Annotated in this window: 20 protein-coding genes; 10 read left to right on the forward strand and 10 right to left on the reverse strand. The window is 70.0% G+C overall.

Annotation, left to right across the window (positions count from 1 at the left end):
- Window positions 1-125 precede the first annotated feature (125 nt).
- Entirely contained in the window at window positions 126-1,592 is a 1,467-nt protein-coding gene (locus ACGFMM_RS09525; RefSeq protein WP_393644808.1) for a CCA tRNA nucleotidyltransferase, read from the reverse strand.
- A 180-nt stretch (window positions 1,593-1,772) separates the two neighbouring features.
- Here ACGFMM_RS09525 and ACGFMM_RS09530 point away from each other — a divergent pair, with 180 nt between their 5' ends.
- From ACGFMM_RS09530 to trxA, 7 genes are all read left to right on the forward strand, one after another.
- Window positions 1,773-4,145 carry a DUF6049 family protein gene (locus tag ACGFMM_RS09530; RefSeq protein ID WP_393644809.1) on the forward strand — a complete coding sequence of 791 codons (2,373 nt, stop codon included), beginning with the start codon at window positions 1,773-1,775 and terminating at the stop codon, window positions 4,143-4,145.
- Between the two features lie 45 nt (window positions 4,146-4,190).
- Window positions 4,191-6,395, forward strand: a complete 2,205-nt coding sequence (gene murJ, locus ACGFMM_RS09535; RefSeq protein WP_393644810.1) for a murein biosynthesis integral membrane protein MurJ — start codon at window positions 4,191-4,193, stop codon at window positions 6,393-6,395.
- Between the two features lie 117 nt (window positions 6,396-6,512).
- Window positions 6,513-8,216, forward strand: coding sequence for a protein kinase family protein (locus ACGFMM_RS09540; RefSeq protein WP_393644811.1), 1,704 nt, complete (start codon window positions 6,513-6,515; stop codon window positions 8,214-8,216).
- A gap of 24 nt (window positions 8,217-8,240) precedes the next feature.
- Window positions 8,241-8,939 (forward strand): RNA polymerase sigma factor SigM, encoded by a 699-nt coding sequence (sigM, locus tag ACGFMM_RS09545; protein ID WP_393644813.1) that lies wholly within the window; start codon window positions 8,241-8,243, stop codon window positions 8,937-8,939.
- Window positions 8,936-9,865, forward strand: coding sequence for a zf-HC2 domain-containing protein (locus ACGFMM_RS09550; protein ID WP_393644814.1), 930 nt, complete (start codon window positions 8,936-8,938; stop codon window positions 9,863-9,865). Before sigM ends, ACGFMM_RS09550 begins: the two co-directional genes overlap by 4 nt.
- Before the next feature lie 124 nt (window positions 9,866-9,989).
- On the forward strand, window positions 9,990-10,964 hold the full coding sequence (gene trxB / locus ACGFMM_RS09555; protein WP_393644815.1) for a thioredoxin-disulfide reductase: 975 nt from the start codon (window positions 9,990-9,992) through the stop codon (window positions 10,962-10,964).
- Window positions 10,965-11,012: 48 nt separating this feature from the next.
- Window positions 11,013-11,342, forward strand: coding sequence for a thioredoxin (trxA, locus tag ACGFMM_RS09560; protein ID WP_393644817.1), 330 nt, complete (start codon window positions 11,013-11,015; stop codon window positions 11,340-11,342).
- Between the two features lie 87 nt (window positions 11,343-11,429).
- Here trxA and ACGFMM_RS09565 read toward each other — a convergent pair whose 3' ends face one another.
- The 9 genes from ACGFMM_RS09565 to rpmH all read right to left on the reverse strand — a co-directional run bounded on the left by ACGFMM_RS09565 (window position 11,430) and on the right by rpmH (window position 18,276).
- Window positions 11,430-12,047 carry a GNAT family N-acetyltransferase gene (locus ACGFMM_RS09565; RefSeq protein ID WP_393644819.1) on the reverse strand — a complete coding sequence of 206 codons (618 nt, stop codon included), beginning with the start codon at window positions 12,045-12,047 and terminating at the stop codon, window positions 11,430-11,432.
- Between the two features lie 302 nt (window positions 12,048-12,349).
- Window positions 12,350-13,456 (reverse strand): ParB/RepB/Spo0J family partition protein, encoded by a 1,107-nt coding sequence (locus ACGFMM_RS09570; protein ID WP_393644820.1) that lies wholly within the window; start codon window positions 13,454-13,456, stop codon window positions 12,350-12,352.
- Window positions 13,453-14,529 (reverse strand): ParA family protein, encoded by a 1,077-nt coding sequence (locus ACGFMM_RS09575; RefSeq protein ID WP_393644821.1) that lies wholly within the window; start codon window positions 14,527-14,529, stop codon window positions 13,453-13,455. The genes ACGFMM_RS09570 and ACGFMM_RS09575 overlap by 4 nt, the downstream gene beginning before the upstream one ends.
- A gap of 267 nt (window positions 14,530-14,796) precedes the next feature.
- Window positions 14,797-15,513, reverse strand: coding sequence for a 16S rRNA (guanine(527)-N(7))-methyltransferase RsmG (gene rsmG / locus ACGFMM_RS09580; RefSeq protein ID WP_393644822.1), 717 nt, complete (start codon window positions 15,511-15,513; stop codon window positions 14,797-14,799).
- Window positions 15,514-15,620: 107 nt separating this feature from the next.
- The gene (locus ACGFMM_RS09585; RefSeq protein WP_393644824.1) at window positions 15,621-16,133 is read right to left on the reverse strand and encodes a protein jag; all 513 of its coding nucleotides are present in this window, start codon (window positions 16,131-16,133) and stop codon (window positions 15,621-15,623) included.
- Window positions 16,134-16,147: 14 nt separating this feature from the next.
- Window positions 16,148-17,422, reverse strand: coding sequence for a membrane protein insertase YidC (gene yidC, locus ACGFMM_RS09590; protein ID WP_393644826.1), 1,275 nt, complete (start codon window positions 17,420-17,422; stop codon window positions 16,148-16,150).
- A 3-nt stretch (window positions 17,423-17,425) separates the two neighbouring features.
- Complete coding sequence (gene yidD / locus ACGFMM_RS09595) at window positions 17,426-17,752, reverse strand: membrane protein insertion efficiency factor YidD (RefSeq protein ID WP_393644828.1); 327 nt, start codon at window positions 17,750-17,752, stop codon at window positions 17,426-17,428.
- Window positions 17,749-18,120, reverse strand: a complete 372-nt coding sequence (gene rnpA, locus ACGFMM_RS09600; RefSeq protein WP_393644830.1) for a ribonuclease P protein component — start codon at window positions 18,118-18,120, stop codon at window positions 17,749-17,751. The genes yidD and rnpA overlap by 4 nt, the downstream gene beginning before the upstream one ends.
- Window positions 18,121-18,138: 18 nt before the next feature.
- Window positions 18,139-18,276: a 50S ribosomal protein L34 gene (gene rpmH, locus ACGFMM_RS09605; protein ID WP_015659252.1), complete on the reverse strand. Its 138-nt coding sequence runs from the start codon at window positions 18,274-18,276 to the stop codon at window positions 18,139-18,141.
- A 394-nt stretch (window positions 18,277-18,670) separates the two neighbouring features.
- Here rpmH and dnaA point away from each other — a divergent pair, with 394 nt between their 5' ends.
- The 3 genes from dnaA (at window position 18,671) to gnd (ending at window position 23,439) form a co-directional block, all read left to right on the forward strand.
- Complete coding sequence (dnaA, locus tag ACGFMM_RS09610; RefSeq protein WP_393644832.1) at window positions 18,671-20,455, forward strand: chromosomal replication initiator protein DnaA; 1,785 nt, start codon at window positions 18,671-18,673, stop codon at window positions 20,453-20,455.
- Between the two features lie 876 nt (window positions 20,456-21,331).
- A complete protein-coding gene (dnaN, locus tag ACGFMM_RS09615; RefSeq protein WP_393645497.1) occupies window positions 21,332-22,462 on the forward strand; it encodes a DNA polymerase III subunit beta in 1,131 nt (376 codons plus the stop codon).
- Window positions 22,463-22,560: 98 nt separating this feature from the next.
- Window positions 22,561-23,439 (forward strand): phosphogluconate dehydrogenase (NAD(+)-dependent, decarboxylating), encoded by an 879-nt coding sequence (gene gnd / locus ACGFMM_RS09620; RefSeq protein ID WP_393644834.1) that lies wholly within the window; start codon window positions 22,561-22,563, stop codon window positions 23,437-23,439.
- Window positions 23,440-23,472 lie beyond the last annotated feature (33 nt).

Raw genomic sequence — 23,472 nt, forward strand, 5'->3', positions numbered from 1 at the left:
TTGGGGGGGGGGGGGCCGTCGTCCGCGCGCGTTATATTGGTTTGCTTATTTATCCCCCACACCCCCCCCCCCCCCCCCCCCGCCCGGCTTTTTTTTCCCAACAACACACCCCCCCCCGCCACGACTCAGTTCTGAGCCGCCCACCACTCCTTGAGGGCGGCGACTGCCTGGTCGTGCTCCACCGGCCCGTTCTCCAGACGCAGCTCCAGCAGGAACTTGTACGCCTGGCCGACGGCCGGCCCGGGCCGGATCCCGAGGATCTCCTGGATCTGGTTGCCGTCCAGGTCGGGCCGGATCGCGTCCAGCTCCTCCTGCTCCTGGAGCTGCGCGATCCGCTCCTCCAGGCCGTCGTAGGTCCGCGACAGGGCGGCGGCCTTGCGCTTGTTCCGCGTGGTGCAGTCCGAGCGGGTCAGCTTGTGCAGCCGCGACAGCAGAGGGCCGCCGTCACGCACATAGCGCCGCACGGCGGAGTCGGTCCACTCTCCGGAGCCATAGCCGTGGAAGCGCAGGTGCAGCTCGACGAGACGGGAGACGTCCTTGATCATCTCGTTTGAGTACTTGAGTGCCGCCATGCGCTTCTTCGTCATCTTCGCCCCGACCACCTCGTGGTGGTGGAACGAGACCCGGCCGTCCTTCTCGAAGCGGCGAGTGCGCGGCTTGCCGATGTCGTGGAGCAGGGCAGCGAGCCGCAGCACAAGGTCGGGGCCCGCCTCCTCCAGCGCGATCGCCTGGTCCAACACGGTCAGCGAGTGCTCGTAGACGTCCTTGTGCCGGTGATGTTCGTCGCTCTCCAGGCGCAGGGCCGGAAGCTCGGGCACCACGTGATCGGCGAGACCGGTGTCCACGAGCAGGCCGAGGCCCTTGCGCGGGTACGCGGCGAGCACCAGCTTGTTCAGCTCGTCCCGGACGCGCTCCGCGGAGACGATCTCGATGCGTTCGGCCATCTCCTTCATGGCCGTCACGACCTCGGGCGCCACCTCGAAGTCGAGCTGCGCGGCGAAGCGCGCGGCCCGCATCATGCGCAGCGGGTCGTCGGAGAAGGACTCCTCGGGGGTGCCGGGGGTGCGCAGCACACGCGCGGCGAGGTCTTCCAGGCCGCCGTGCGGGTCGATGAACTCCTTCTCCGGCAGCGCGACCGCCATCGCGTTCACGGTGAAGTCCCGGCGCACCAGGTCCTGCTCGATGGAGTCGCCGTAGGAGACCTCGGGCTTGCGCGAGGTCCGGTCGTACGCCTCCGAGCGGTACGTGGTGATCTCGATCTCGAAGCGCTGCACCGTGTCCCCGACACGGGCGTCCTTCTGGCAGCCGACCGTCCCGAAGGCGATCCCGACCTCCCAGACCGCGTCCGCCCACGGACGGACGATCTTCAGCACGTCCTCGGGACGGGCGTCGGTGGTGAAGTCGAGGTCATTGCCGAGCCGCCCGAGCAACGCGTCCCGAACCGAGCCGCCGACCAGCGCGAGGCGGAAACCCGCCTCCTGGAAACGGCGCGCGAGGTCGTCGGCGGCAGGGGAGACGCGCAGCAGCTCGCTGACCGCGCGGCGTTGCACCTGGCTCAGTGCAGTCGGGTTGTCTTCGTTGGCGTTCGGCACAACAGAAAAGGGTACGTGGCCGCACCGCCCGGAGCGTCCCCGTTTTCGCCCGGCCACCGATGATGATCACAACTGCTGGAGCAGTCCGCAGCACTTCGCCACAGCGTGCCTCGTTACCATGCGTGGACACAGCACGGGCAAGCACCGACACCACAGACAACGACGAGGACGGGCGAACGCGTGGCCGAGGCGGCAGACATCCAGGGGACCGCTCCCTCACCTGCCCGCCGGTGGCTCCGGCGCACGGCGTCGCTGGCGGCCGCGGCGCCGCTGCTGGCCGGCCTGCTCCAGGTGCCCGTCGCGTCGGCGGCGCCCGCGACCGGGGCCGTCGCCGAGAAGGAGCCCTCCGGCTCGCGGACGGTGGATGTGTCGCTCGACACCATGACGCCGAGCGCCCCGCTGGAGAGCGACACCCTCACGATCAGCGGCACTGTGACCAACAACAGTCGCCAGGCCGTCACCGCCGCGACGGTGGACCTGCGGGTGGGTCCCCCGCTCGACAACCGCAGCTCGATCGACGAGGCGGCGGGCCGCACCGGCTACCGCGCCGACAGTGACCCGGCCCCGCTCGGCGGCGCCTACACCGTCAAGATCCCGCGGCTGGGCTCCGGGCTGAGCACGGACTTCACCTTCTCCGTGCCGGTCGCCAAGCTCGGTCTGGACGACCCCGGCGTCTACCAGCTCGGCGTCTCCCTCACCGGGCGCACCTCGTCCCAGGCGTACGACCGGGTCCTCGGCATCGAGCGGACCTTCCTGCCCTGGCAGCCCGAGGCCACGACCAAGAAGACCCAGCTCACCTTCCTGTGGCCGCTGATCTCCTCGGCCCGCGTCTCCGCCGAGACCGGCCCCGACGACCAGCAGACGCCGGTCTTCGAGAACGACGACCTCGCCGCCGAGCTCGCCCCCGGCGGCCGGCTGGAGCGCATGGTCGCACTCGGCAAGGAACTGCCGGTCACCTGGGTCGTCGACCCGGACCTGCTCGCCACCGTGGACGCCATGACGCGCAGCTACAGCGTCAAGAGCGGCACCGACACGGAGCCGGGCAAGAACCAGGCGGTCGCCGAGCAGTGGCTGAGCTCCCTGGAGAAGGCGGTGGCCGGCAAGAAGGTGGTCGCGCTCCCCTTCGCCGACCCCGACCTGGCCTCCCTGGCCCACCGGGGCAAGGACGTCTCCGGCTCGCTCGGCCAGCTGAAGCCGGCCACCGAGGTCGCCAGGACCACCGTGGAGACGATCCTCCATGTGACGCCGAACACGGACTTCGCCTGGCCCGTCGAGGGCGCGGTCGACCCGGCCATCGTGGACGTCGCCACCTCGGCCGGCGCCCGCAAGGTCATCGCCCGCAGCGACAGCCTCCGCGACGACCTCAGCTACACCCCCACGGCCGCCCGCCCGATCGGCGGCGGCACCACCGCGGTCGTCGCCGACGCGACGCTCTCCACGGTCTTCCAGAGCGACCTGTCCCGCGCCGAGAACTCCACGCTCGCGGTGCAGCGCTTCCTCGCCCAGACGCTGGCCATCACCCTGCAGGCGCCGGACAAGGCCCGCAGCATCGTGGTCGCCCCGCAGCGGATGCCCACCGCCGCGCAGGCCCAGACGATGGCCACCGCGCTGCGCGGGCTGGCCCCGCAGCGGTGGTCCCAGTCGCTGGACCTGATCGCGGCCTCCGCGGTCCGCCCGGACCCCCGGGCGGAGACGGACGTGCCGAGCACCTCGCAGTACCCGCAGAAGCTGCGCAAGCGGGAGCTGCCGGTCGAGGCGTTCCGCGACATGAAGAAGACCCAGGAGGAGCTGGACGGCTTCGAGGTCATCCTCACCATGCCGTACCGGGTGGTGACGCCGTTCGGCAACGCGATCAGCCGCATGATGTCGACCTCCTGGCGCGGTCAGGCCCCGGCAGCCGCGCTCTACCGGATCGAGGTCCTCGACTATCTGCAGGGCCTCACCGAGCAGGTCCGGCTGATCGACAAGTCCGACCTCACCCTCTCCGGCCGCAGCGCGACGATCCCGGTCACCGTGCAGAACAAGCTGCTGCAGGGCGTGGACAATCTGGTGCTCCGGCTCACCTCCACCAAGCCGACCCGTCTGCAGCTCAACGACGGCGCCGCGATGGCCGAGGCGCCGGTGAAGATCGACGGCGGACACAGCCAGTCGGTGAAGTTCACCGCCGCGGCGAACGCCAACGGGCCGGTCTCGATGACCGCCCAGCTGTACACGGAGGACGGAAAGCCGTACGGCCGGCCGATGACCTTCACCGTGAAGGTCTCCGAGATCACCCCGACTGTGATGCTGGTCATCGCGGGCGGCGTCCTGCTCCTGGTGCTCGCCGGCGTCCGGATGTACAGCCAGCGCAAGCGCGCCGCGGCGAGGAACGCCGAGGCGGAGGCGAAGGCGGAGTCCGAGGACACTGAGGACTCCGAGGGCGCCGAGGACGGGGCGGAGAGCGGGACGGAGGCTGCGGAGGGCGACGATCCCGAGCAGCCGAGTGACCCGACGCCTGACACCGGTCCCGAAAGCGGCGACCCGTCGGGCACGGGTGAGAAGGTGGACCGTTGAGCGATGTCGTGGCCGGTCGGCCGGGGACGATGAGGTGGGGTAAGCATGAACGCGCCGTACGACGGTGACCGCGGCCAGGGCGCGGGCAGCGCAGCTGCGCCGTCCGGCGAGACGCCCGCACCGCCGCCGGGGCCCGGCCAGGACCAGGCGCCGCAGCCCGGGACCCCGGCCGGGCAGGACCCGTACGCGCAGGACCCCTACGTCCAGGACGCCTACGACCACGACCCGTACCGGGCGCAGGACCTGTCCGCCCAGGACCCGGTGTCGGAGGCGCTCTACGACCGGGCCGCGCACCCCCCGCCCCCGCCGGGCACCTATGCCGAGCCGCAGCCGCTGTACCAGCAGCCGGCCGCTCCGCAGCACGCGCCCGACCCGCGGGTGTGGGCGCAGACCCCGGCTCCCGAGCCCGACGGGCCGTCCCGGCACCTGCCGTACGGGGACGACGCCCGCACGGTCCAGTTCACCGGCGTCGACGACCTGGTGACCCGGGCCGGCGAGGAGACCCCCGAGCCGGACGCCTTCGCGCACCTGTACCGGGACCAGCAGACCCCCGGCGGCCAGGTGCCGCCCCCCGCTCCGGAGCCGGATCCGATGCCCGCCCCCGCACCGAAGAAGCCGGGAGGCCGGGCCTCCGGGCTGCTCAAGTCCAGCGCCGTCATGGCGGCCGGCACCCTCGTCTCCCGGCTGACCGGCTTCGTCCGCAGCCTGGTCATCACCGGCGCGCTCGGCGCCGCCCTGCTCGGCGACACCTTCACCGTCGCGTACACGCTGCCGACGATGATCTACATCCTCACCGTCGGCGGCGGCCTCAACTCGGTCTTCGTACCGCAGCTGGTTCGGGCGATGAAGAACGACGAGGACGGCGGCGAGGCGTACGCCAACCGTCTGCTCACCCTCGTCATGGTGGCGCTCGGCGCGATCGTGGCCGTCGCCGTGTTCGCGGCCCCGCTGCTGATCCGGCTGATGTCCAACACCATCGCCGACAACCCCGGCGCCAACAGCGTGGCCGTCACCTTCGCCCGCTACTGCCTGCCCACGATCTTCTTCATGGGCGTGCATGTGGTGATGGGTCAGATCCTCAACGCGCGCGGGAAGTTCGGCGCGATGATGTGGACCCCGGTCCTCAACAACATCGTGATGATCGTGACGTTCGGCCTGTTCATCTGGGTCTACGGCTCGTCCGCCGAGTCCCGGATGGGCGTCACCACGATCCCCGACGAGGGCATCCGGCTCCTCGGCATCGGCACCCTGCTGGGTCTGGTCGTCCAGGCCCTGGCGATGATCCCGTACCTGCGCGAGACCGGTTTCCGCTTCCGGCCCCGGTTCGACTGGAAGGGCCACGGCCTCGGCAAGACGGTCAAACTGGCCAAGTGGACCGTCCTGTTCGTCCTCGCCAACCAGGCCGGCGTGCTCGTCGTGACCCAGCTGGCCACCGCCGCGGGCGAGGCCTCCGGCAAGGACGGCGCGGGCTTCCTCGCCTACTCCAACGCCCAGCTGATCTGGGGCATGCCGCAGGCGATCATCACGGTCTCCGTCATGGCGGCACTGCTGCCCCGCATCTCCCGCGCCGCCCACGACGACGACCCTGGCGCGGTCCGCGACGACATCTCGCAGGGCCTGCGCAACTCCGCCGTGGCGATCGTCCCGGTCGCCTTCGCCTTCCTGGCGCTCGGCGTCCCCATGTGCACCCTGCTGTACGCCTCCAGCGGCGTCCAGGCCGCTCAGGGCATGGGCTTCATCCTGATGGCCTTCGGCCTCGGCCTGATCCCGTACTCGGTCCAGTACGTCGTCCTGCGCGGGTTCTACGCCTACGAGGACACCCGGACGCCCTTCTACAACACGGTCATCGTCGCCGGCGTCAACGCGGCCGCCTCGGCGGCCTGTTACTTCGTGCTCCCCTCGCAGTGGGCGGTCGTCGGCATGGCCGCGTCCTACGGCCTCGCCTACGCCGTGGGCGTCGGCATCGCCTGGCGGCGGCTGCGCAACCGGCTCGGCGGCGACCTGGACGGCGTGCACGTGCTGCGCACCTACGCCCGGCTGAGCCTGGCGTCGCTGCCCGCCGCGGTGGTGGCCGGCGCGGTCGGCTTCGGCCTTCTGAAGGCACTCGGAAACGGAGCGTTCGGCTCGCTGGTCGCCCTGATCGTCGGCAGTGCCGTGCTGTTCGGACTGTTCTTCGTCGCGGCCCGGCGGATGCGGATCGCGGAGCTCAACTCCATGGTCGGCATGGTGCGCGGCCGTCTCGGGCGCTAGTCGGACGGTCCCGCACAACCATCGTCCGCCGCCGCGTGTCGTGCATAGCGCCGGACTGTGGGCACAATTGGCATGGCTGTTGGATGTGGCGCAACGGATGGGGAGGCAGGAACGACGGTGGCGGAACGTAGCACGGCTGCCGTCGACGTGGCCGACAACAGCGGAGACGACCCGCTGACCGCCCAGGCGGACACGGCCGCGACCGACGGGGTGGCGGACACGCAGGACATGGCGGAACAGGCGTCCGCGCCGGACAAGGACGGCGGCGACGACGGGAAGAAGGGCGACGTACACCCGGTCATCGAGGCGCCCGATCTCCACAGCGGCCACAAGCTGGCCAAACGGTACCGACTGGAGGAGTGCGTCACTCGTCTGGACGGTTTCAGCAGTTGGCGTGCCGTCGACGAGAAACTCCGCCGCGCCGTCGGCGTCCATGTGCTGCCCGCCGACCACCCCCGCGCCCGGTCGGTGCTGGCGGCCGCACGGTCCGCCGCCCTGCTCGGCGATCCCCGGTTCGTCCAGGTCCTCGACGCCGTCGAGGAGAACGACCTGGTCTACGTGGTGCACGAGTGGCTCCCGGACTCCACCGAGCTGACCGCTCTGCTCGCCGCCGGGCCGATGGAGCCGCACGACGCCTACCAGCTCGTCTCGCAGGTCTCCCAGGCCATGGCCGCCGCCCACCGCGAGGGTCTGGCCCACCTCCGGCTCACCCCGAGCGCCGTACTGCGCAGCTCCACCGGCCAATACCGGATCCGCGGCCTGGCCGTGAACGCCGCCCTGCGCGGCATCAGCGCCGAGCGCCCCCAGCGCACGGACACGGAGGCGATCGGCGCGCTGCTGTACGCCGCGCTCACGCAACGCTGGCCTTACGACAGCGACGCCTACGGGCTGACCGGACTCCCCAAGGACGTCGGTCTGATCGCCCCCGACCAGGTGCGGGCCGGCGTGCACCGCGGGCTCTCCGAGATCGCCATGCGCGCCCTCGCCAACGACGGCGCCACGGCCTCGCGCCAGGAGCCGCCCTGCACCACGCCGGACGAGCTCGCCAAGGCCGTCGCGGCGATGCCGCGGATCCGGCCTCCGGAGCCGGAGTTCCCGGCCCCGGCCGAGTACCAGCGCACCACCTACCAGCAGGGCACGTACGGCCGCCAGCAGACCCGGCCGTCCGTCACGCAGCCACTGCCACAGCCGCCCGCCCCGCTGCAGTCCCGGACCGGCAGGGCCCTGAAGTGGGCCGTGTCGGCGCTGCTCATCGCCGCGCTCGGGCTGGGCAGCTGGCAGGTGGCCGACAAGCTCCTGGACCGGAACAAGGACAAGGAACCGCCCCGGACCACACAGCCGGAGACCACCGAGAACAAGCAGCCGGAGAACTCGGGGCAGCCGGTGAAGATCGTCGAGGCGTACGACTTCGACCCGCTCGGCGACGGCTCGGAGAACCACTCCCAGATAGAGAGCGCCTACGACGGCGACCCCAGCACCTCGTGGCCGACCAGCAATTACCGGGACTACCCCAAGTTCGGCAATCTGAAGGAGGGCGTGGGCCTCGTCCTGGACCTCGGCAAGGTCCAGCAGGTCGGCAAGGTCGAGGTCACCTTCCAGGGCGCCACCTCGGTCGAGCTGCGCACCGCGCCCGAGAGCGCCGACTCCCGGCCCGGCGCACCCGGCGAATACGCCACCCAGGCATCGGAGAAGGGCTCCCACGTGACCCTCAGCCCGGACAAGCCGGTGAAGACGCGCTACGTCCTCGTCTGGCTGACCGAGCTGCCGAGCGCCGTCGGCGGTTACCGCGGCCAGATCGCGGACATCAAGATCACGAGCTGACGTCACAGGGGAGGGGGCTCACCGGTGGACGAACAAGGCGGTCTCAGCGACCAGGACCTCCTGGCACGCCATGTGGCCGGGGACCCGGACGCCTTCGGCGAGCTCGTGCGCCGGCACCGGGACCGGCTGTGGGCGGTCGCCCTGCGCACCCTGGGCGACCGCGAGGAGGCCGCCGACGCCGTCCAGGACGCCCTCGTCTCCGCGTTCCGGGCCGCCCATACCTTCCGGGGCCAGTCGGCCGTCACGACCTGGCTCCACCGGATCACCGTCAACGCCTGTCTCGACCGGGCCCGCAAGGCCGCCTCCCGCAAGACCTCGCCCGTCGACGACACCACCCGCCTGGAACAGCTCCTCGAACCCCACGAGTCCGCCGAGGCCCCCGCCGAACGGCAGGACCTGCACCGGGAGCTGCTCGCCGCGCTGGCCACGCTCCCCACCGACCAGCGCGCCGCGCTCGTCCTGGTGGACATGCAGGGCTACCCGGTGGCCGAGGCCGCCCGCATCCTCGACGTCCCCACCGGGACCGTGAAGAGCCGCTGTGCACGTGGCCGGGCCCGGCTGGTGCCGCTGCTCACTCATCTGCGCACGGACACGGGGGGTAACGAGCCACCCGACGGGGGAAGGAACCGGACGCCAGGGACATCCGTCCCACCGGTGTCGAGGCGATCGGATACGGGACCGAACGGTCCAGCTGCTGTGAAGGGCGGAGGTGGGCGCGCGTGACATCCACGACCGGCAGTGCCGACACGACACAACACCCGGACGTCTCGGAGATCTCCGACCTCACCGAAGGCCTGCTGCCGCCGGCCCGCACCGCCGCCGTGCGCAGACATCTCGACGGCTGCGCCCTGTGCGCGGACGTGCGCACCAGCCTGGACGAGATCCGCGGCCTTCTCGGCACGCTGCCCGGACCCACCCGGATGCCGGCCGACATCGCGGGCCGGATCGACGCCGCACTCGCCGCCGAGGCACTCCTCAGCGCCACCGCGCCGGACACCGCGGCCCATGTTTCACGTGAAACACCCGCCGCGACCGCGGACAGCACACCCGCCGCCGAAGCCTCTTCCACGCCCTCCACGACCGCCGACCGGCCCGCAGGGCGCCCCCGGGCCACCACGGGCCCCGGACGGCCGTCCGGCCGCCGACGCCGCCGTGTCGCTGTGCTCGGTGGTGTTCTCGGCGCCGCCGTCCTCGGTCTGGGCACGCTGCTCCTCCAGTCCGGCGGACTGCAGAACGCCGCGGACAGCGGCGACAAGAAGGTCGACGCCGCGTCGAGCGCGGCGGACTCCCGTTTCTCCGGCGCCGGCATCGACCAGCGCGTACAGGAGCTCCTGGGCCGCGACGGGGCCCGGAACGTCCCCAAGGGCACGACGCCCGAGTCGATGAACACCGAGTCCGAGGGCAACACCCCGATGCGCAGCGCGGACGCCGCTCTCCCCGGCTGCGTACGCGCCGGCATCGACCGCCCCGACCCCGTACTCGCCTTCCAGCCCGGCGACTACCAGGGCACCCGGGCGTATCTCGTCGTGCTCCCGCATGCCACGGACAGCTCCCAGGTCCAGGCGTACGTGCTCGACGCCTCCTGCGCCGAGGGCGGCGGTGCCGCCAAGGCGGACGTACTGCTGACCCACGCCTACCCTCGTACCTGACGCTTCGCCGTGCCGCGGGGCGGATCCGGGAATGCATCACCCTTAGGATCCGTTGGGTGGGGTGAGAGTCACCGAACCCACCACCGTTGGCAGTAGGCAGTCTGCAGAGACGAGGAAGAAACCCGTGAGCGACGTCCGTAACGTGATCATCATCGGCTCCGGGCCCGCGGGATACACCGCCGCGCTCTACACGGCGCGCGCGTCGCTGAAGCCGCTGGTCTTCGAGGGTGCCGTCACCGCCGGTGGCGCGCTGATGAACACGACCGACGTGGAGAACTTCCCCGGCTTCCGTGACGGCATCATGGGCCCGGACCTGATGGACAACATGCGCGCCCAGGCCGAGCGCTTCGGCGCCGAGCTGGTCCCGGACGACATCGTCGCCGTGGACCTCACCGGCGACATCAAGACCGTCACGGACACCGCCGGCACCGTGCACCGCGCCAAGGCCGTCATCGTCACCACCGGCTCCCAGCACCGCAAGCTGGGTCTGCCCAACGAGGACGTGCTCTCGGGCCGCGGCGTCTCCTGGTGCGCCACCTGCGACGGGTTCTTCTTCAAGGACCAGGACATCGCCGTCGTCGGCGGCGGCGACACCGCGATGGAGGAGGCCACCTTCCTCTCCCGCTTCGCCAAGTCGGTGACAATCGTCCACCGCCGTGACTCTCTGCGCGCCTCGAAGGCGATGCAGGATCGGGCCTTCGCGGACCCGAAGATCAAGTTCGCCTGGGACAGCGAGGTCGCCGAGATCCACGGCGAGCAGAAGCTCTCCGGTCTGACCCTGCGCAACACCAAGACCGGCGAGACCAGCGAGCTGCCCGTCACCGGTCTGTTCATCGCCGTCGGCCACGACCCGCGCACCGAGCTGTTCAAGGGTCAGCTGGAACTGGACGAGGAGGGCTACCTGAAGGTGGAGGCCCCCTCGACCCGTACCAACCTGACCGGTGTCTTCGGCGCCGGCGACGTCGTCGACCACACCTACCGCCAGGCGATCACCGCTGCGGGCACGGGCTGCTCCGCCGCCCTGGACGCCGAGCGCTTCCTCGCAGCTCTCGCCGACAGCGAGAAGGCCGGAGAGCCCGCCCGGACCACCGCCGTCTGAGGCCCTCCCTCCCCACCCCCACACCCCGCGAAGTAGAAGGAGGCCGCCGTGGCCGATCTGAAGAACGTGACCGACAAGACCTTTGACGAGGACGTCCTCAAGAGCGACAAGCCCGTCCTGGTGGACTTCTGGGCTGCCTGGTGCGGCCCCTGCCGCCAGATCGCGCCCTCGCTCGAGGCCATCGCCAAGGAGCACGGTGACAAGATCGAGATCGTCAAGCTGAACATCGACGAGAACCCGGACACGGCTGCGAAGTACGGCGTCATGTCGATCCCGACCATGAACGTCTACCAGGGTGGCGAGGTCGTGAAGACGATCGTCGGCGCCAAGCCGAAGGCCGCCATCGTGCGCGACCTCGCGGACTTCATCGGGGAGTGAACGCAGAGGCTCCTGCCTCCGCATGTTTCACGTGAAACACGAACGGCCCGCCCCCACTCGGGGGCGGGCCGTCGTCGTACCGAGCCGCTACAGGGGCCGCAGGGCGGGCTCCTTCTGCACCGCCCCCAACAGCCGGTCCAGGGCCATCTCGACGTCCTCCTTCCAGGAGAGCGTCGTCCTCAACTCCAACCGCAACCGCGGATGCGCCGGATGTGGCCGTACGGTCTTGAACCCCACGGCCAGAAGATGGTCCGCCGGCAACACACAGGCCGGCTCCTTCCAGCGCGCGTCACCGAAGGCCTCGATCGCTCGGAAGCCGCGCCGCAGCAGATCCTTGGCGACCGTCTGCACCATCACCCGGCCCAGTCCCTGTCCCTGATAGCCCGGCATGATCCAGGCCGTCATCAGCTGGACGGCGTCCGCCGACACCGGGCTCGTGGGGAACGCCATCGAGCGCGGCACATAGGCGGGGGGAGCGTAGAGCACGAAGCCGACCGGCAGTTCGTCGACATAGACGACCCGGCCGCACGAACCCCACTCCAGGAGCACGGCGGAGATCCAGGCCTCCTTCTCCAGCTCCGGCCGGCCCGCTCTTACCGCGGCTTCTCCGCTGACCGCGTCGAGCTCCCAGAAGACACACGAGCGACAGCGCTTCGGGAGGTCCGGAAGGTTGTCCAGGGTGAGCGGTACGAGTCGACGCCCCACAGGTCCTCACTTCCCTCACGTGCCGCACCGCGAGCCTGTGCCAGCGCGCTGCGCTCCCTCAGCAGACTGCCGAGGAAGCCGCCGACCACACCCAGGCCCAAGCCCGCCGTCACCCATCGGCCGCGGCTCACCTCTCGCATGGCCCCGCCCCTCTCTGAGCCGGATCACGGTGGATATGCCATACCTGAACGCATCGTATCCATCGGACACTCGGGCGGATACCGAGCAATGGCAAAGGGCGGACCGTGTCCGGCTCACGCCGGCGACGGTCCGCCCCAAGACGAACGGAAGACCCAGGGCTCTCAGCCCTCGTCCTCCTCCTCGCCCGGCTCGGAGAGCGGGCGGTCCATCACCCGTCCCTCGCCCGGCGCCAGCGTGCCCAGGATGCGGTCCAGGTCCTCCATCGAGGCGAACTCGACGACGATCTTGCCCTTGCTCTTCCCCAGGTCGACCTTCACCCGGGTCTCGAAGCGGTCCGACAGCCGGGACGCCAGATCCGTCAGCGCCGGGGAGACCCGGGCGCCGGCCCGCGGGCCGCGCGGCTTCTTCGCGGCCTCGGGCTCCGAGCCCATCAGCGCCACGATCTCCTCGACCGCCCGCACCGAGAGCCCCTCGGCGACGATCCGGTACGCCAGCTTGTCCTGGGTCTCCGCGTCATCCACGGACAGCAGCGCCCGCGCATGACCGGCCGAGAGCACCCCTGCCGCGACCCTGCGCTGCACCGGCGGCGAAAGCCGCAGCAGTCGCAGCGTGTTCGACACCTGCGGCCGCGAACGGCCGATCCGGTCGGCCAGCTGGTCGTGCGTGCAGTTGAAGTCCTTGAGCAGCTGGTCGTAGGCGGCGGCCTCCTCCAGCGGGTTCAGCTGGGCACGGTGCAGGTTCTCCAGGAGGGCGTCCAGGAGAAGCTTCTCGTCGTCCGTCGCCCGGACGATCGCCGGAATCCGCTCCAGGCCCGCCTCGCGGCAGGCCCGCCAGCGCCGCTCGCCCATGATGAGCTCGTAGCGCTCGGCGCCCAGCTGCCGCACGACGACCGGCTGCAGCAGACCGACCTCCTTGATGGAGGTGACCAGCTCCGCCAGCGCGTCCTCGTCGAAGACCTCACGCGGCTGGCGCGGGTTCGGCGTGATCGAGTCCAGCGGCAGCTCCGCGAAGTGCGCCCCGGCCGCGGCCTCCGGCTCCACCACGGTCTCGGCCTCGACCACCGGGATCACCGCGTCCGGCGCGGGTGAGCTCGCCGGCAGCGTCGCCACCTTCGCGGCCGCCACACCCCGGTCCGGCGCCAGCGCCGGAATCGCCCCCGGCGAGGCCGAACCCACCGTGGCACCGACCGCCGGCGTCGGCCGCTCCTGGGGAGCCGCAGGAATCAGCGCACCGAGCCCACGCCCCAACCCCCTACGTCGCTCGCTCACTGGATCCCCTCCGACATGCTGTGCTGGTTGTTCTGGATGCCCACATGGGCGTGCTGGGCGTCATAGTGCAGAGCGACGCCCCTCAGCGCGATCTCGCGAGCCGCCTCCAGGTACGACAGCGAACCGCTGGAACCCGGGTCGTAGGTGAGCACGGTCTGGCCGTAGCTCGGGGCCTCGGAGATGCGCACCGACCGCGGAATGCTGGTCCGCAGCACCTCTTCGCCGAAGTGACTGCGCACCTCGTCGGCGACCTGGGAGGCGAGCCTCGTCCTGCCGTCGTACATGGTGAGCAGAATCGTCGACACATGCAGCGCCGGGTTCAGATGCCCGCGCACCAGGTCGACGTTCCGCAGGAGCTGACCCAGCCCCTCCAGCGCGTAGTACTCGCACTGGATCGGGATCAGCACCTCGGCCCCCGCCACCAGGGCGTTGACCGTCAGCAGACCGAGCGAGGGCGGGCAGTCGATCAGGACGTAGTCCAGCGGCTGCTCGTACGACTCGATCGCCCGCTTCAGCCGGCTCTCGCGTGCCACCAGCGACACGAGCTCGATCTCCGCACCGGCCAGATCGATCGTCGCCGGGGCACAGAAGAGCCCCTCCACGTCCGTGACGGGCTGCACCACGTCGGAGAGCGGCTTGCTCTCCACGAGGACGTCGTAGATCGAGGGGACCTCGGCATGGTGGTCGATGCCCAGCGCCGTGGAGGCATTGCCCTGCGGGTCCAGGTCGATCACCAGGACTCGGGCGCCGTGCAGCGCCAGCGAGGCGGCAAGGTTGACCGTCGTGGTCGTCTTGCCCACGCCGCCCTTCTGGTTGGCGACCACCATGATGCGGGTCTGCGGAGGCCGGGGAAGTCCCTCTCCCGCACGCCCCAGAGCCTCGACTGCCAGTTGGGCAGCACGACCAATGGGGGTGTCGTCCATCGGGGGCGATGTTTCACGTGAAACATCGGACCCCGCCGATTCGGTTCGGGGACCGGGGACCGGGTCGGTCATCGGTCCCGCGATGTTGGCGTCGGACCGCAAGGATTCACTCTCCTCGGCTTCAGGCTCGCGATGAACAGAGCCTGCCATGCTTTCGGGGTCGTGAACCAGCGAGGCCCGTGGTTCTGTGGATGAATCCACCTCTGTGGACAACTCCGCAACCCTCGCGGGGGGCTTCGCCGGCGGGCTTTTGGGCTTGCGGTCTCGGGGCGTGGCGGCCGCGCGGCCGCGGCTGATGATCCCCTGCAGCAGTGAGCGACGTTTCACGTGAAACACGATGCACTCGCCGCCCCGCCACGACCGCCCGACACTCCGAAATGGGTACGTATGGATGTTCGCGTGACGTAACGACCGGCACTAGCGCCGGCGTCGCGTCCGGCTGGGACGGGCGGCCTTGGCACGCTTGGCGGCGAACCGGACCCCGCCGGGGCTCTCCCCGACCTCCACCCGGACCACCGTCGACATCGGATCCACGATGCCCTCGCCGACCTGGAGCACCGACGTCTCCACCACGCCGAGCTTCGACAGCGCGGCCCGGGCGCCGTCCAGCTCCTCCTGGGCGGTGTCGCCCTTGAGCGCCAGCATCTCGCCGTAGGGACGCAGCAGCGGTACGCCCCAGCCGGCCAGCCGGTCGAGGGGCGCCACCGCGCGGGCCGTCACCACGTGCACCGGCTGCAGCGTGCCCAGTACCTCCTCGGCACGGCCGCGCACGACGGTCACATGGTCCAGGCCCAGCAGTTCGACGACCTCCTGGAGGAAGTTCGTCCGCCGCAGCAGCGGCTCAAGAAGGGTGATCTTCAGATCAGGCCGCACCAGGGCCAGCGGGATCCCGGGCAGACCCGCGCCCGAGCCCACATCGCAGACCGTGACGCCCTCGGGCACCACCTCGGAGAGCACCGCACAGTTCAGCAGATGCCGCTCCCACAGGCGCGGCACCTCGCGCGGGCCGATCAGCCCACGCTTCACTCCCGCGTCCGCGAGCAGCTCGGCGTAGCGCACGGCTTCCGGGAAGTACTCGCCGAAAACCGTCCGCGCCTGCTCGGGCGCCTGGGGGAGTTCCGCTGACTCCGTCACGGGAACCGTCCTTCCGTACCGCGCCACCACGCTGGGTGGGCTGACTATCAGGCTGACAAAGATCGGCCCCGCCTGCGAACAGACGGGGCCGACACAACAAGAAGGGGTCAGGCAGGGAGTACGACGACGAAGCGCTGCGGCTCCTCGCCCTCGGACTCGCTGCGCAGACCGGCGGCGGCGACCGCGTCGTGCACGACCTTGCGCTCGAACGGCGTCATCGGGTCCAGCTTCACCGGCTGCTTGGTGGTCTTGACCTCCTCCGCCGCCTTGGCGCCCAGCTCGGCGAGCTCGGTGCGCTTCTTGGCGCGGAAGCCGTCGATGTCCAGCATCAGACGGCTGCGGTCACCGGTCTCACGGTGCACGGCCAGACGCGTGAGCTCCTGGAGCGCCTCCAGCACCTCGCCGTCCCGGCCCACCAGCTTCTGCAGATCACGGCTGCTCGAATCGCTGACGATCGAGACCGAGGCCCGGTCCGCCTCGACGTCCATGTCGATGTCGCCGTCCAGGTCGGCGATGTCGAGCAGACCCTCGAGGTAGTCGGCCGCGATCTCACCCTCCTGCTCCAGGCGGGTCAGGGTGTCGCCACCCTCGGCGGCGGCGGAGGTGGTGCCTTCCGTCACGGATGGGCTCCTTACTACTTCTTGGACGACGGGTGCTTGGGGCGCTGCTGGCCCTTGCGCTGCCCGGACTTGGCCTGGCGGGAGGTGTTGCCGGAGTTGGCGCGGCTCGGGCGGTCGGGCTTGGACTCCTCGACCGACTCCTTCGGCTTCTTCTCCAGCGAGGTGGGCTCGGAGGAGGCCTCGTCGCCCTTGTGCTGGCCGCCCGCCGCTCCGGTGCCCGACTGGCGCTGGGACTTGGACTGGCGCTTCGGCTGCTGCCGCTTGGTGACGGTGCCGCCCTCGGCCTCGGCGGTGACCGTGTCGCTCTTCTCCACCGTGCCGTCGGCCTGGGGCGCGAAGCCGGCCTTGGCCAGACCGGTGAAGAAGCGGCGCTCCTGCTCGTTGCGGTCGCCGCCCTTGGCCACGATCAGCTTGACGATGTTCTTCCGGCGCCGGCCGCGGACCTCACCGTGCTGGGTGACGTTCTTCAGCAGGCGCTGCAGGTACGCGTCCTGGGCCTTGGATCCCGGGGTGGGGTTCTGGTTGATCACGTACATCTGCTGGCCCATGGTCCACACGTTGGTGGTCAGCCAGTAGATGAGGACACCGACGGGGAAGTTGATACCCATGACGGCGAAGATCACCGGGAAGATGTACATCAGCATCTTCTGCTGCTGCATGTACGGGGTCTTCACCGACAGGTCGACGTTCTTCGTCATCAGCTGGCGCTGCGTGAAGAACTGCGAGGCCGACATCAGGACGATCATGATCGCCGTCACGATGCGCACATCGGTCAGGGAGGCGTTGAGCGCCTCGACCTTCTCGGGGCTGTCGGTGAACTTCGCGGCGATCGGGGCGCCGAAGATGTGGGCCTGACGGGCGCTGTCCACGAGGGTCTGGTTGAGAACACCGATCTCCTCACCCGAGGCGATCTTGCTCAGCACGTGGTACAGCGCGAAGAAGAACGGGGACTGCGCCAGGATGGGAAGGCACGAGGAGAGCGGGTTGGTACCCGTCTCCTTGTACAGCTTCATCATCTCTTCGGACTGGCGCTGCTTGTCGCTCTTGTAGCGCTCCTGGATCGCCTTCATCTTCGGCTGAAGGGCGGCCATGTTCCGGGTCGACTTGATCTGCTTGACGAACAGCGGGATCAGACAGATCCGGATCAGCACCACCAGGGACACGATGGACAGGCCCCAGGCCCAACCCGTGTCAGGACCGAAGATCGCCCCGTACATACTGTGGAACTGGACGATCACCCATGAGACGGGTGTGGTGATGAAGGCGAACAGACTGGCAATCGTGTCCACTAATCAGGCTCCTTGAGCATTGGGCGTGGTCTCTGCGGCCGGGCTCGTGTCGGCGGAGGACCCGCCCTTCTCGCCGCGGAGGGCGTTCCGCAGCATTTCGTGCCAGCGGGGACGTTTACGCGGGGGGACATGGTCCACGCCTCCGGGCGACCACGGGTTGCACCGCAGGATGCGCCAGGCGGTCAGGGCCGTTCCCTTGATCGCGCCATGCCGGTCGATGGCCGTGAATCCGTAGTGCGAGCACGACGGGTAGTACCGGCACACCGGGCCCAGCAGCGGGCTGATCGTCCACTGGTACAGCTTGATCAGGGCCAGCAGCGGGTACTTCATCGCGTGCCCCCTCCCAGCAACCGCTGGAGAGCGGCATCCAGGTCTCGGGCCAGCTGAAGGTGATCGGCGTCGCCCGCTCCGGGCAGCGCCCGTACTACCACCAGGCTACCGGGGGGCAGCTCGGACAGCCGATCACGGATCAGATGGCGAAGACGCCGCTTCACCTGGTTGCGGACGACCGCTCCACCCACTGCCTTGCTCACGACGAAACCCGCACGAGCCGGAGGAGCGCTCTCCCCAGGCGCGTGCGGGTCCATTGCACCGCTGCGTAGATGGACGACGAGGAACGGGCGTCCGGCCCGGCGTCCTCGGCGTACCGCGGTCGCGAAGTCCTCGCGCCGCCTCAGCCGATTCTCGGTAGGCAGCACGTCATGACCTGGCGCGGATCAGGCGGACAGGCTCGCGCGACCCTTGGCACGGCGGTTCGCCAGGATGGCGCGACCGGCACGGGTACGCATGCGCAGGCGGAAACCGTGGGTCTTCGCGCGACGACGGTTGTTCGGCTGGAAGGTGCGCTTGCTCACTCGGGGGCTCCAGAAATGATTCGTGGTGTGGCGGGACATCGCCTGGCTGTCACCGTGCGCCCACGAGAAGCTCGCAATACGCCCGAGTGGCACCGCTACACGATCACTGACCGTGATCTTTGCCCATCGGAGGCAGGCGGCAGCAGCCATCGACAACTCGACCTGGTTACGGTACGCGCGGCTACGCCATCCGGTCAAACCGGCCCCACGGCGGGCCCTTGTATGCACAGGCTGTGGACAACAACTTGAACCACGTCAGCCGCCCCGACTACCGTGGCTGAACTCCTGAATCTTTTTCCGTTCTGTCCTTACCTGTCCTGACGGACCGCGAACGGACCCCGACCCACCGTCCCGAGAACCACACATTCGTGGGACCAACGAGGAAGCGTGCCCCGTGGCTGACGTACCTGCTGATCTTGCCGCAGTGTGGCCACGCGTGCTCGAGCAGCTTCTCGGAGAGGGACAGCAGGGCATCGAGCCCAAGGACAAGCAGTGGATCGAACGGTGCCAGCCTCTCGCACTGGTCGCCGACACCGCACTCCTCGCCGTGCCCAACGAGTGGGGCAAGCGGGTGCTCGAGGGCCGGCTCGCGCCACTGATCAGCGACACCCTCAGCCGTGAGTGCGGCCGCCCCATCCGGATCGCGATCACCGTCGACGACTCCGCCGGCGAGCCCGCCCCTCCGGCGCCCCCGGCCCCCCAGCCGCAGCACCCCCGCTACGACGACCGCGGGCCCGCCGACTCCTACGAGAAGTACGACGGCGGCGGCTACGGCCACCGGCCGGGCGGCGACGACCTGCCGCCGGTGCGCCCCGCCTACCCCGAGTACCAGCAGCAGCGGCCCGACCCCGGCGTCTGGCCGCGCTCCCAGGAGGACCTCTCCTGGCAGCAGCCGCGGCTCGGCGGCTACCAGGACCGCGAGGCCCCCGCGGAGCAGTGGCACGAGCCGTACGGCAGCCGCGACCGGCAGCCCGCCCCCCCGCGCTACGACGAGCGCCCCGCGCCGTACGAGTCGCAGCGGCCGGAGCGCGGAGAGCTTCCCGAGCCGCAGCGGGGCCCCGGCCCGTCCGTCGCCCAGCCCGGCCCGGGGCCCCGGCACGCCGCCGGCGGCGGTCAGCCGTCCGCGGCCGGGGGTCCCGGGGAGCCGCACGCCCGGCTGAACCCCAAGTACCTCTTCGACACCTTCGTCATCGGCTCGTCGAACCGGTTCGCGCACGCGGCCGCCGTCGCCGTGGCCGAGGCGCCCGCCAAGGCGTACAACCCCCTGTTCATCTATGGGGAGTCGGGCCTCGGCAAGACCCATCTGCTGCACGCGATCGGGCACTACGCGCGGAGCCTCTACCCGGGCACCCGGGTGCGGTACGTGAGCTCGGAGGAGTTCACCAACGAGTTCATCAACTCCATCCGCGACGGCAAGGGCGACGCGTTCCGCAAGCGCTACCGCGATGTGGACATCCTGCTCGTCGACGACATCCAGTTCCTTGCGAGCAAGGAGTCGACGCAGGAGGAGTTCTTCCACACCTTCAACACGCTCCACAACGCGAACAAGCAGATCGTGCTCTCCTCGGACAGGCCGCCCAAGCAGCTGATGACCTTGGAGGACCGGCTGCGCAACCGCTTCGAGTGGGGTCTGACCACCGACGTGCAGCCGCCGGAGCTGGAGACGCGGATCGCGATCCTCCGGAAGAAGGCGGTGCAGGAGCAGCTCAACGCCCCGCCGGAGGTGCTGGAGTTCATCGCCTCCCGGATCTCGCGGAACATCCGCGAGCTGGAGGGGGCGCTGATCCGGGTGACCGCGTTCGCCTCGCTCAACCGGCAGCCGGTCGATCTCGGGCTCACCGAGATCGTGCTGAAGGATCTGATCCCGGGCGGCGAGGACTCGGCGCCGGAGATCACCGCGCCCGCCATCATGGCGTCGACGGCCGACTACTTCGGGCTGACGGTGGAGGACCTCTGCGGATCCTCGCGCAGCCGGGTCCTGGTGACGGCCCGCCAGATCGCCATGTACCTGTGCCGGGAGCTGACGGACCTGTCGCTGCCGAAGATCGGGGCGCAGTTCGGCGGCCGCGACCACACGACCGTCATGCACGCGGACCGGAAGATCCGCGCGCTGATGGCGGAGCGGCGCTCCATCTACAACCAGGTCACGGAGCTCACCAACCGCATCAAGAACGGCTGACGCGGGCCGCCGGCACCGCGCGGAGAGCGCCTCGGGACACCGTCCCGGGGCGCTTTTTCGTGGGCCGGCACGGCTCTCGGACCCCGCCGGGGGCTCGGTGCAGCGACCGTCGGCGCCTGCGCACGGGCCTGTGGGCACCTGTGTACGAAAGTGGGCTGTTCGAATACCGGCTGGTCGGACGCGGTTCTCCACAGATCTGGGGAGGATCTTCCGTCCACAGCCTGGGGACTCCCAAGTTGTCCAGTTTGTGTCCACAGCAAGCCTGGGGGAATGATCATCACAGCAGGTCACACCCCTGTGGATTTGTGATCAACCGCGTTCCACAGACTGTGGATGAATCTGCCGTCCACAGGAGGCCCGAGGAGTTGTCCACGGGCAGCCCACAGGGCAGGGCCCGTTGTCCCCAGGTTTCCCACATCCCTGTCCACTGTTCGGCAAGGAAACACCCGCCATCACCGGGTCGAGTGAAAGGCGTCACATCGAGGGCGCGGGTTTGGCTGTGGGGAACGTGGGGAAAGCTGGGGACAGCACTGGGGAGAAGTCGCTGTCGCCTGTGCATGGGGTGTGCAGAACTTTCGGGTGTCCACAGAAACCCCTGGTTGTCCACCGCTGTCGCCCACAGGGCCGGTGGACAAAAAACTGGGCCTGACCTGCTCAGATACCGTTATCCACGGTTTCCACAGGCCCTACTACTACTCCCACTCAGAGTTACCGGGAAATCCGCTTCGAAGTCGGTGCTGTGCACAACTCGAGGCCGGGCCGTCGGGCGCGGCTCGTCACGACTTGACCCCGAGCCGCACCGAGTGTCGGTGGCGTACGTCAGACTGGATCCCTGCCAGTCGACGAAGAGCCAGCAACATGCAGGAGGCGGTTCCGGTGAAGATCCGGGTGGAGCGCGATGTACTCGCGGAGGCGGTGGCCTGGGTGGCCCGGAGCCTCCCGGCCCGTCCGCCGGCGCCCGTGCTCGCGGGCCTTCTGCTGAAGGCCGAGGACGGCGCGCTGAGCTTCTCCAGCTTCGACTACGAGGTCTCGGCCCGCGTCTCCGTCGAGGCCGAGGTCGAGGAGGACGGCACGGTCCTGGTCTCCGGCCGGCTGCTCGCCGACATCTGCCGCGCCCTCCCCAACCGCCCCGTCGAGATCTCCACAGACGGTGTACGGGCGACCGTGGTCTGCGGCTCCTCGCGCTTCACCCTCCACACCCTGCCTGTGGAGGAGTACCCGGCGCTGCCGCAGATGCCGACCGCGACCGGCACCGTCCCCGGCGAGGTCTTCGCCTCCGCCGCCCAGCAGGTGGCCATCGCCGCCGGCCGTGACGACACGCTGCCGGTGCTGACCGGTGTGCGCATCGAGATCGAGGGCGACACGGTCACCCTGGCCTCCACCGACCGCTACCGCTTCGCGGTCCGCGAGTTCCTGTGGAAGCCGGAGTCCCCGGACGCCTCCGCCGTCGCCCTGGTGCCGGCGAAGACCCTGCTGGACACGGCCAAGGCGCTGACCAGCGGCGACACGGTCACCCTGGCGCTCTCCGGCTCCGGTGCGGGCGAGGGCCTGATCGGCTTCGAGGGCGCGGGCCGGCGCACCACCACCCGCCTGCTCGAGGGCGACCTGCCCAAGTACCGCACGCTCTTCCCGACCGAGTTCAACTCCGTCGCCGTGATCGAGACCGCCCCGTTCGTCGAGGCCGTCAAGCGTGTGGCCCTGGTCGCAGAGCGGAACACCCCGGTGCGGCTGAGCTTCGAGCAGGGCGTGCTGATCCTGGAGGCCGGCTCCAGCGACGATGCACAGGCTGTGGAGCGTCTGGACGCGCAGTTGGAGGGCGACGACATCTCGATCGCCTTCAACCCGACCTTCCTGCTGGACGGTCTGAGCGCCATCGACTCCCCGGTCGCCCAGCTCTCGTTCACCACGTCGACCAAGCCCGCCCTGCTGAGCGGCAAGCCGGCGCTCGACGCCGAGGCGGACGAGGCGTACAAGTACCTGATCATGCCCGTTCGTCTCTCGGGCTGACGGCGTCGACTGAGCGGCTGACCCCACAGGTGTGCACGGGGGTCCGGGCGTAGGCTCGGACCCGGGTACAACCGCACACGACGCTTAAGGAATCTCTGATGGAGCTCGGTCTCGTCGGTCTCGGCAAGATGGGCGGCAACATGCGTGAGCGCATCCGCCGCGCAGGCCACACCGTCATCGGATACGACCGCAACCCGGACCTCGCGGATGTCCACAGCCTCGAGGAGCTTGTGGGCAAGCTCAAGGGCCCGCGCGTCGTGTGGGTCATGGTCCCCGCCGGCGCGGCGACCCAGTCGACGATCGACGAACTGGCCGAGCTGCTCTCCCCCGGCGACATCGTGGTGGACGGCGGCAACTCCCGCTGGACGGACGACGAGAAGCACGCCGAGGAGCTCGCCGCCAAGGGCATCGGCTTCGTCGACTGCGGCGTCTCCGGCGGCGTCTGGGGCCTGGAGAACGGCTATGCGCTGATGTACGGCGGCGACGCCGAGCACGTGGCGCGGGTCCAGCCGGTCTTCGACGCGCTGAAGCCCGAGGGGGAGTTCGGCGCGGTGCACGCGGGCAAGGTCGGCGCCGGCCACTTCGCGAAGATGGTCCACAACGGCATCGAGTACGCGATGATGCAGGCCTACGCCGAGGGCTGGGAGCTCCTGGAGAAGGTGGACTCGGTCACCGACGTCCGCGAGGTCTTCCGGTCCTGGCAGGAGGGCACGGTCATCCGTTCCTGGCTGCTGGACCTGGCGGTCAACGCGCTGGACGAGGACGAGCACCTGGACAAGCTGCGCGGCTACGCGGCGGACTCCGGCGAGGGCCGGTGGACCGTCGAGGCCGCCATCGACAACGCGGTGCCGCTGCCGGCGATCACCGCCTCGCTGTTCGCGCGGTTCGCCTCGCGTCAGGACGACTCCCCGCAGATGAAGATGATCGCCGCGCTGCGCAACCAGTTCGGTGGCCACGCGGTCGAGACCAAGAAGTAATCCACAGGCTGTGCACCCGGCGGTGCACAGCAG

Source organism: Streptomyces sp. NPDC048604, assembly GCF_043199435.1.
GTDB lineage: Bacteria > Actinomycetota > Actinomycetes > Streptomycetales > Streptomycetaceae > Streptomyces.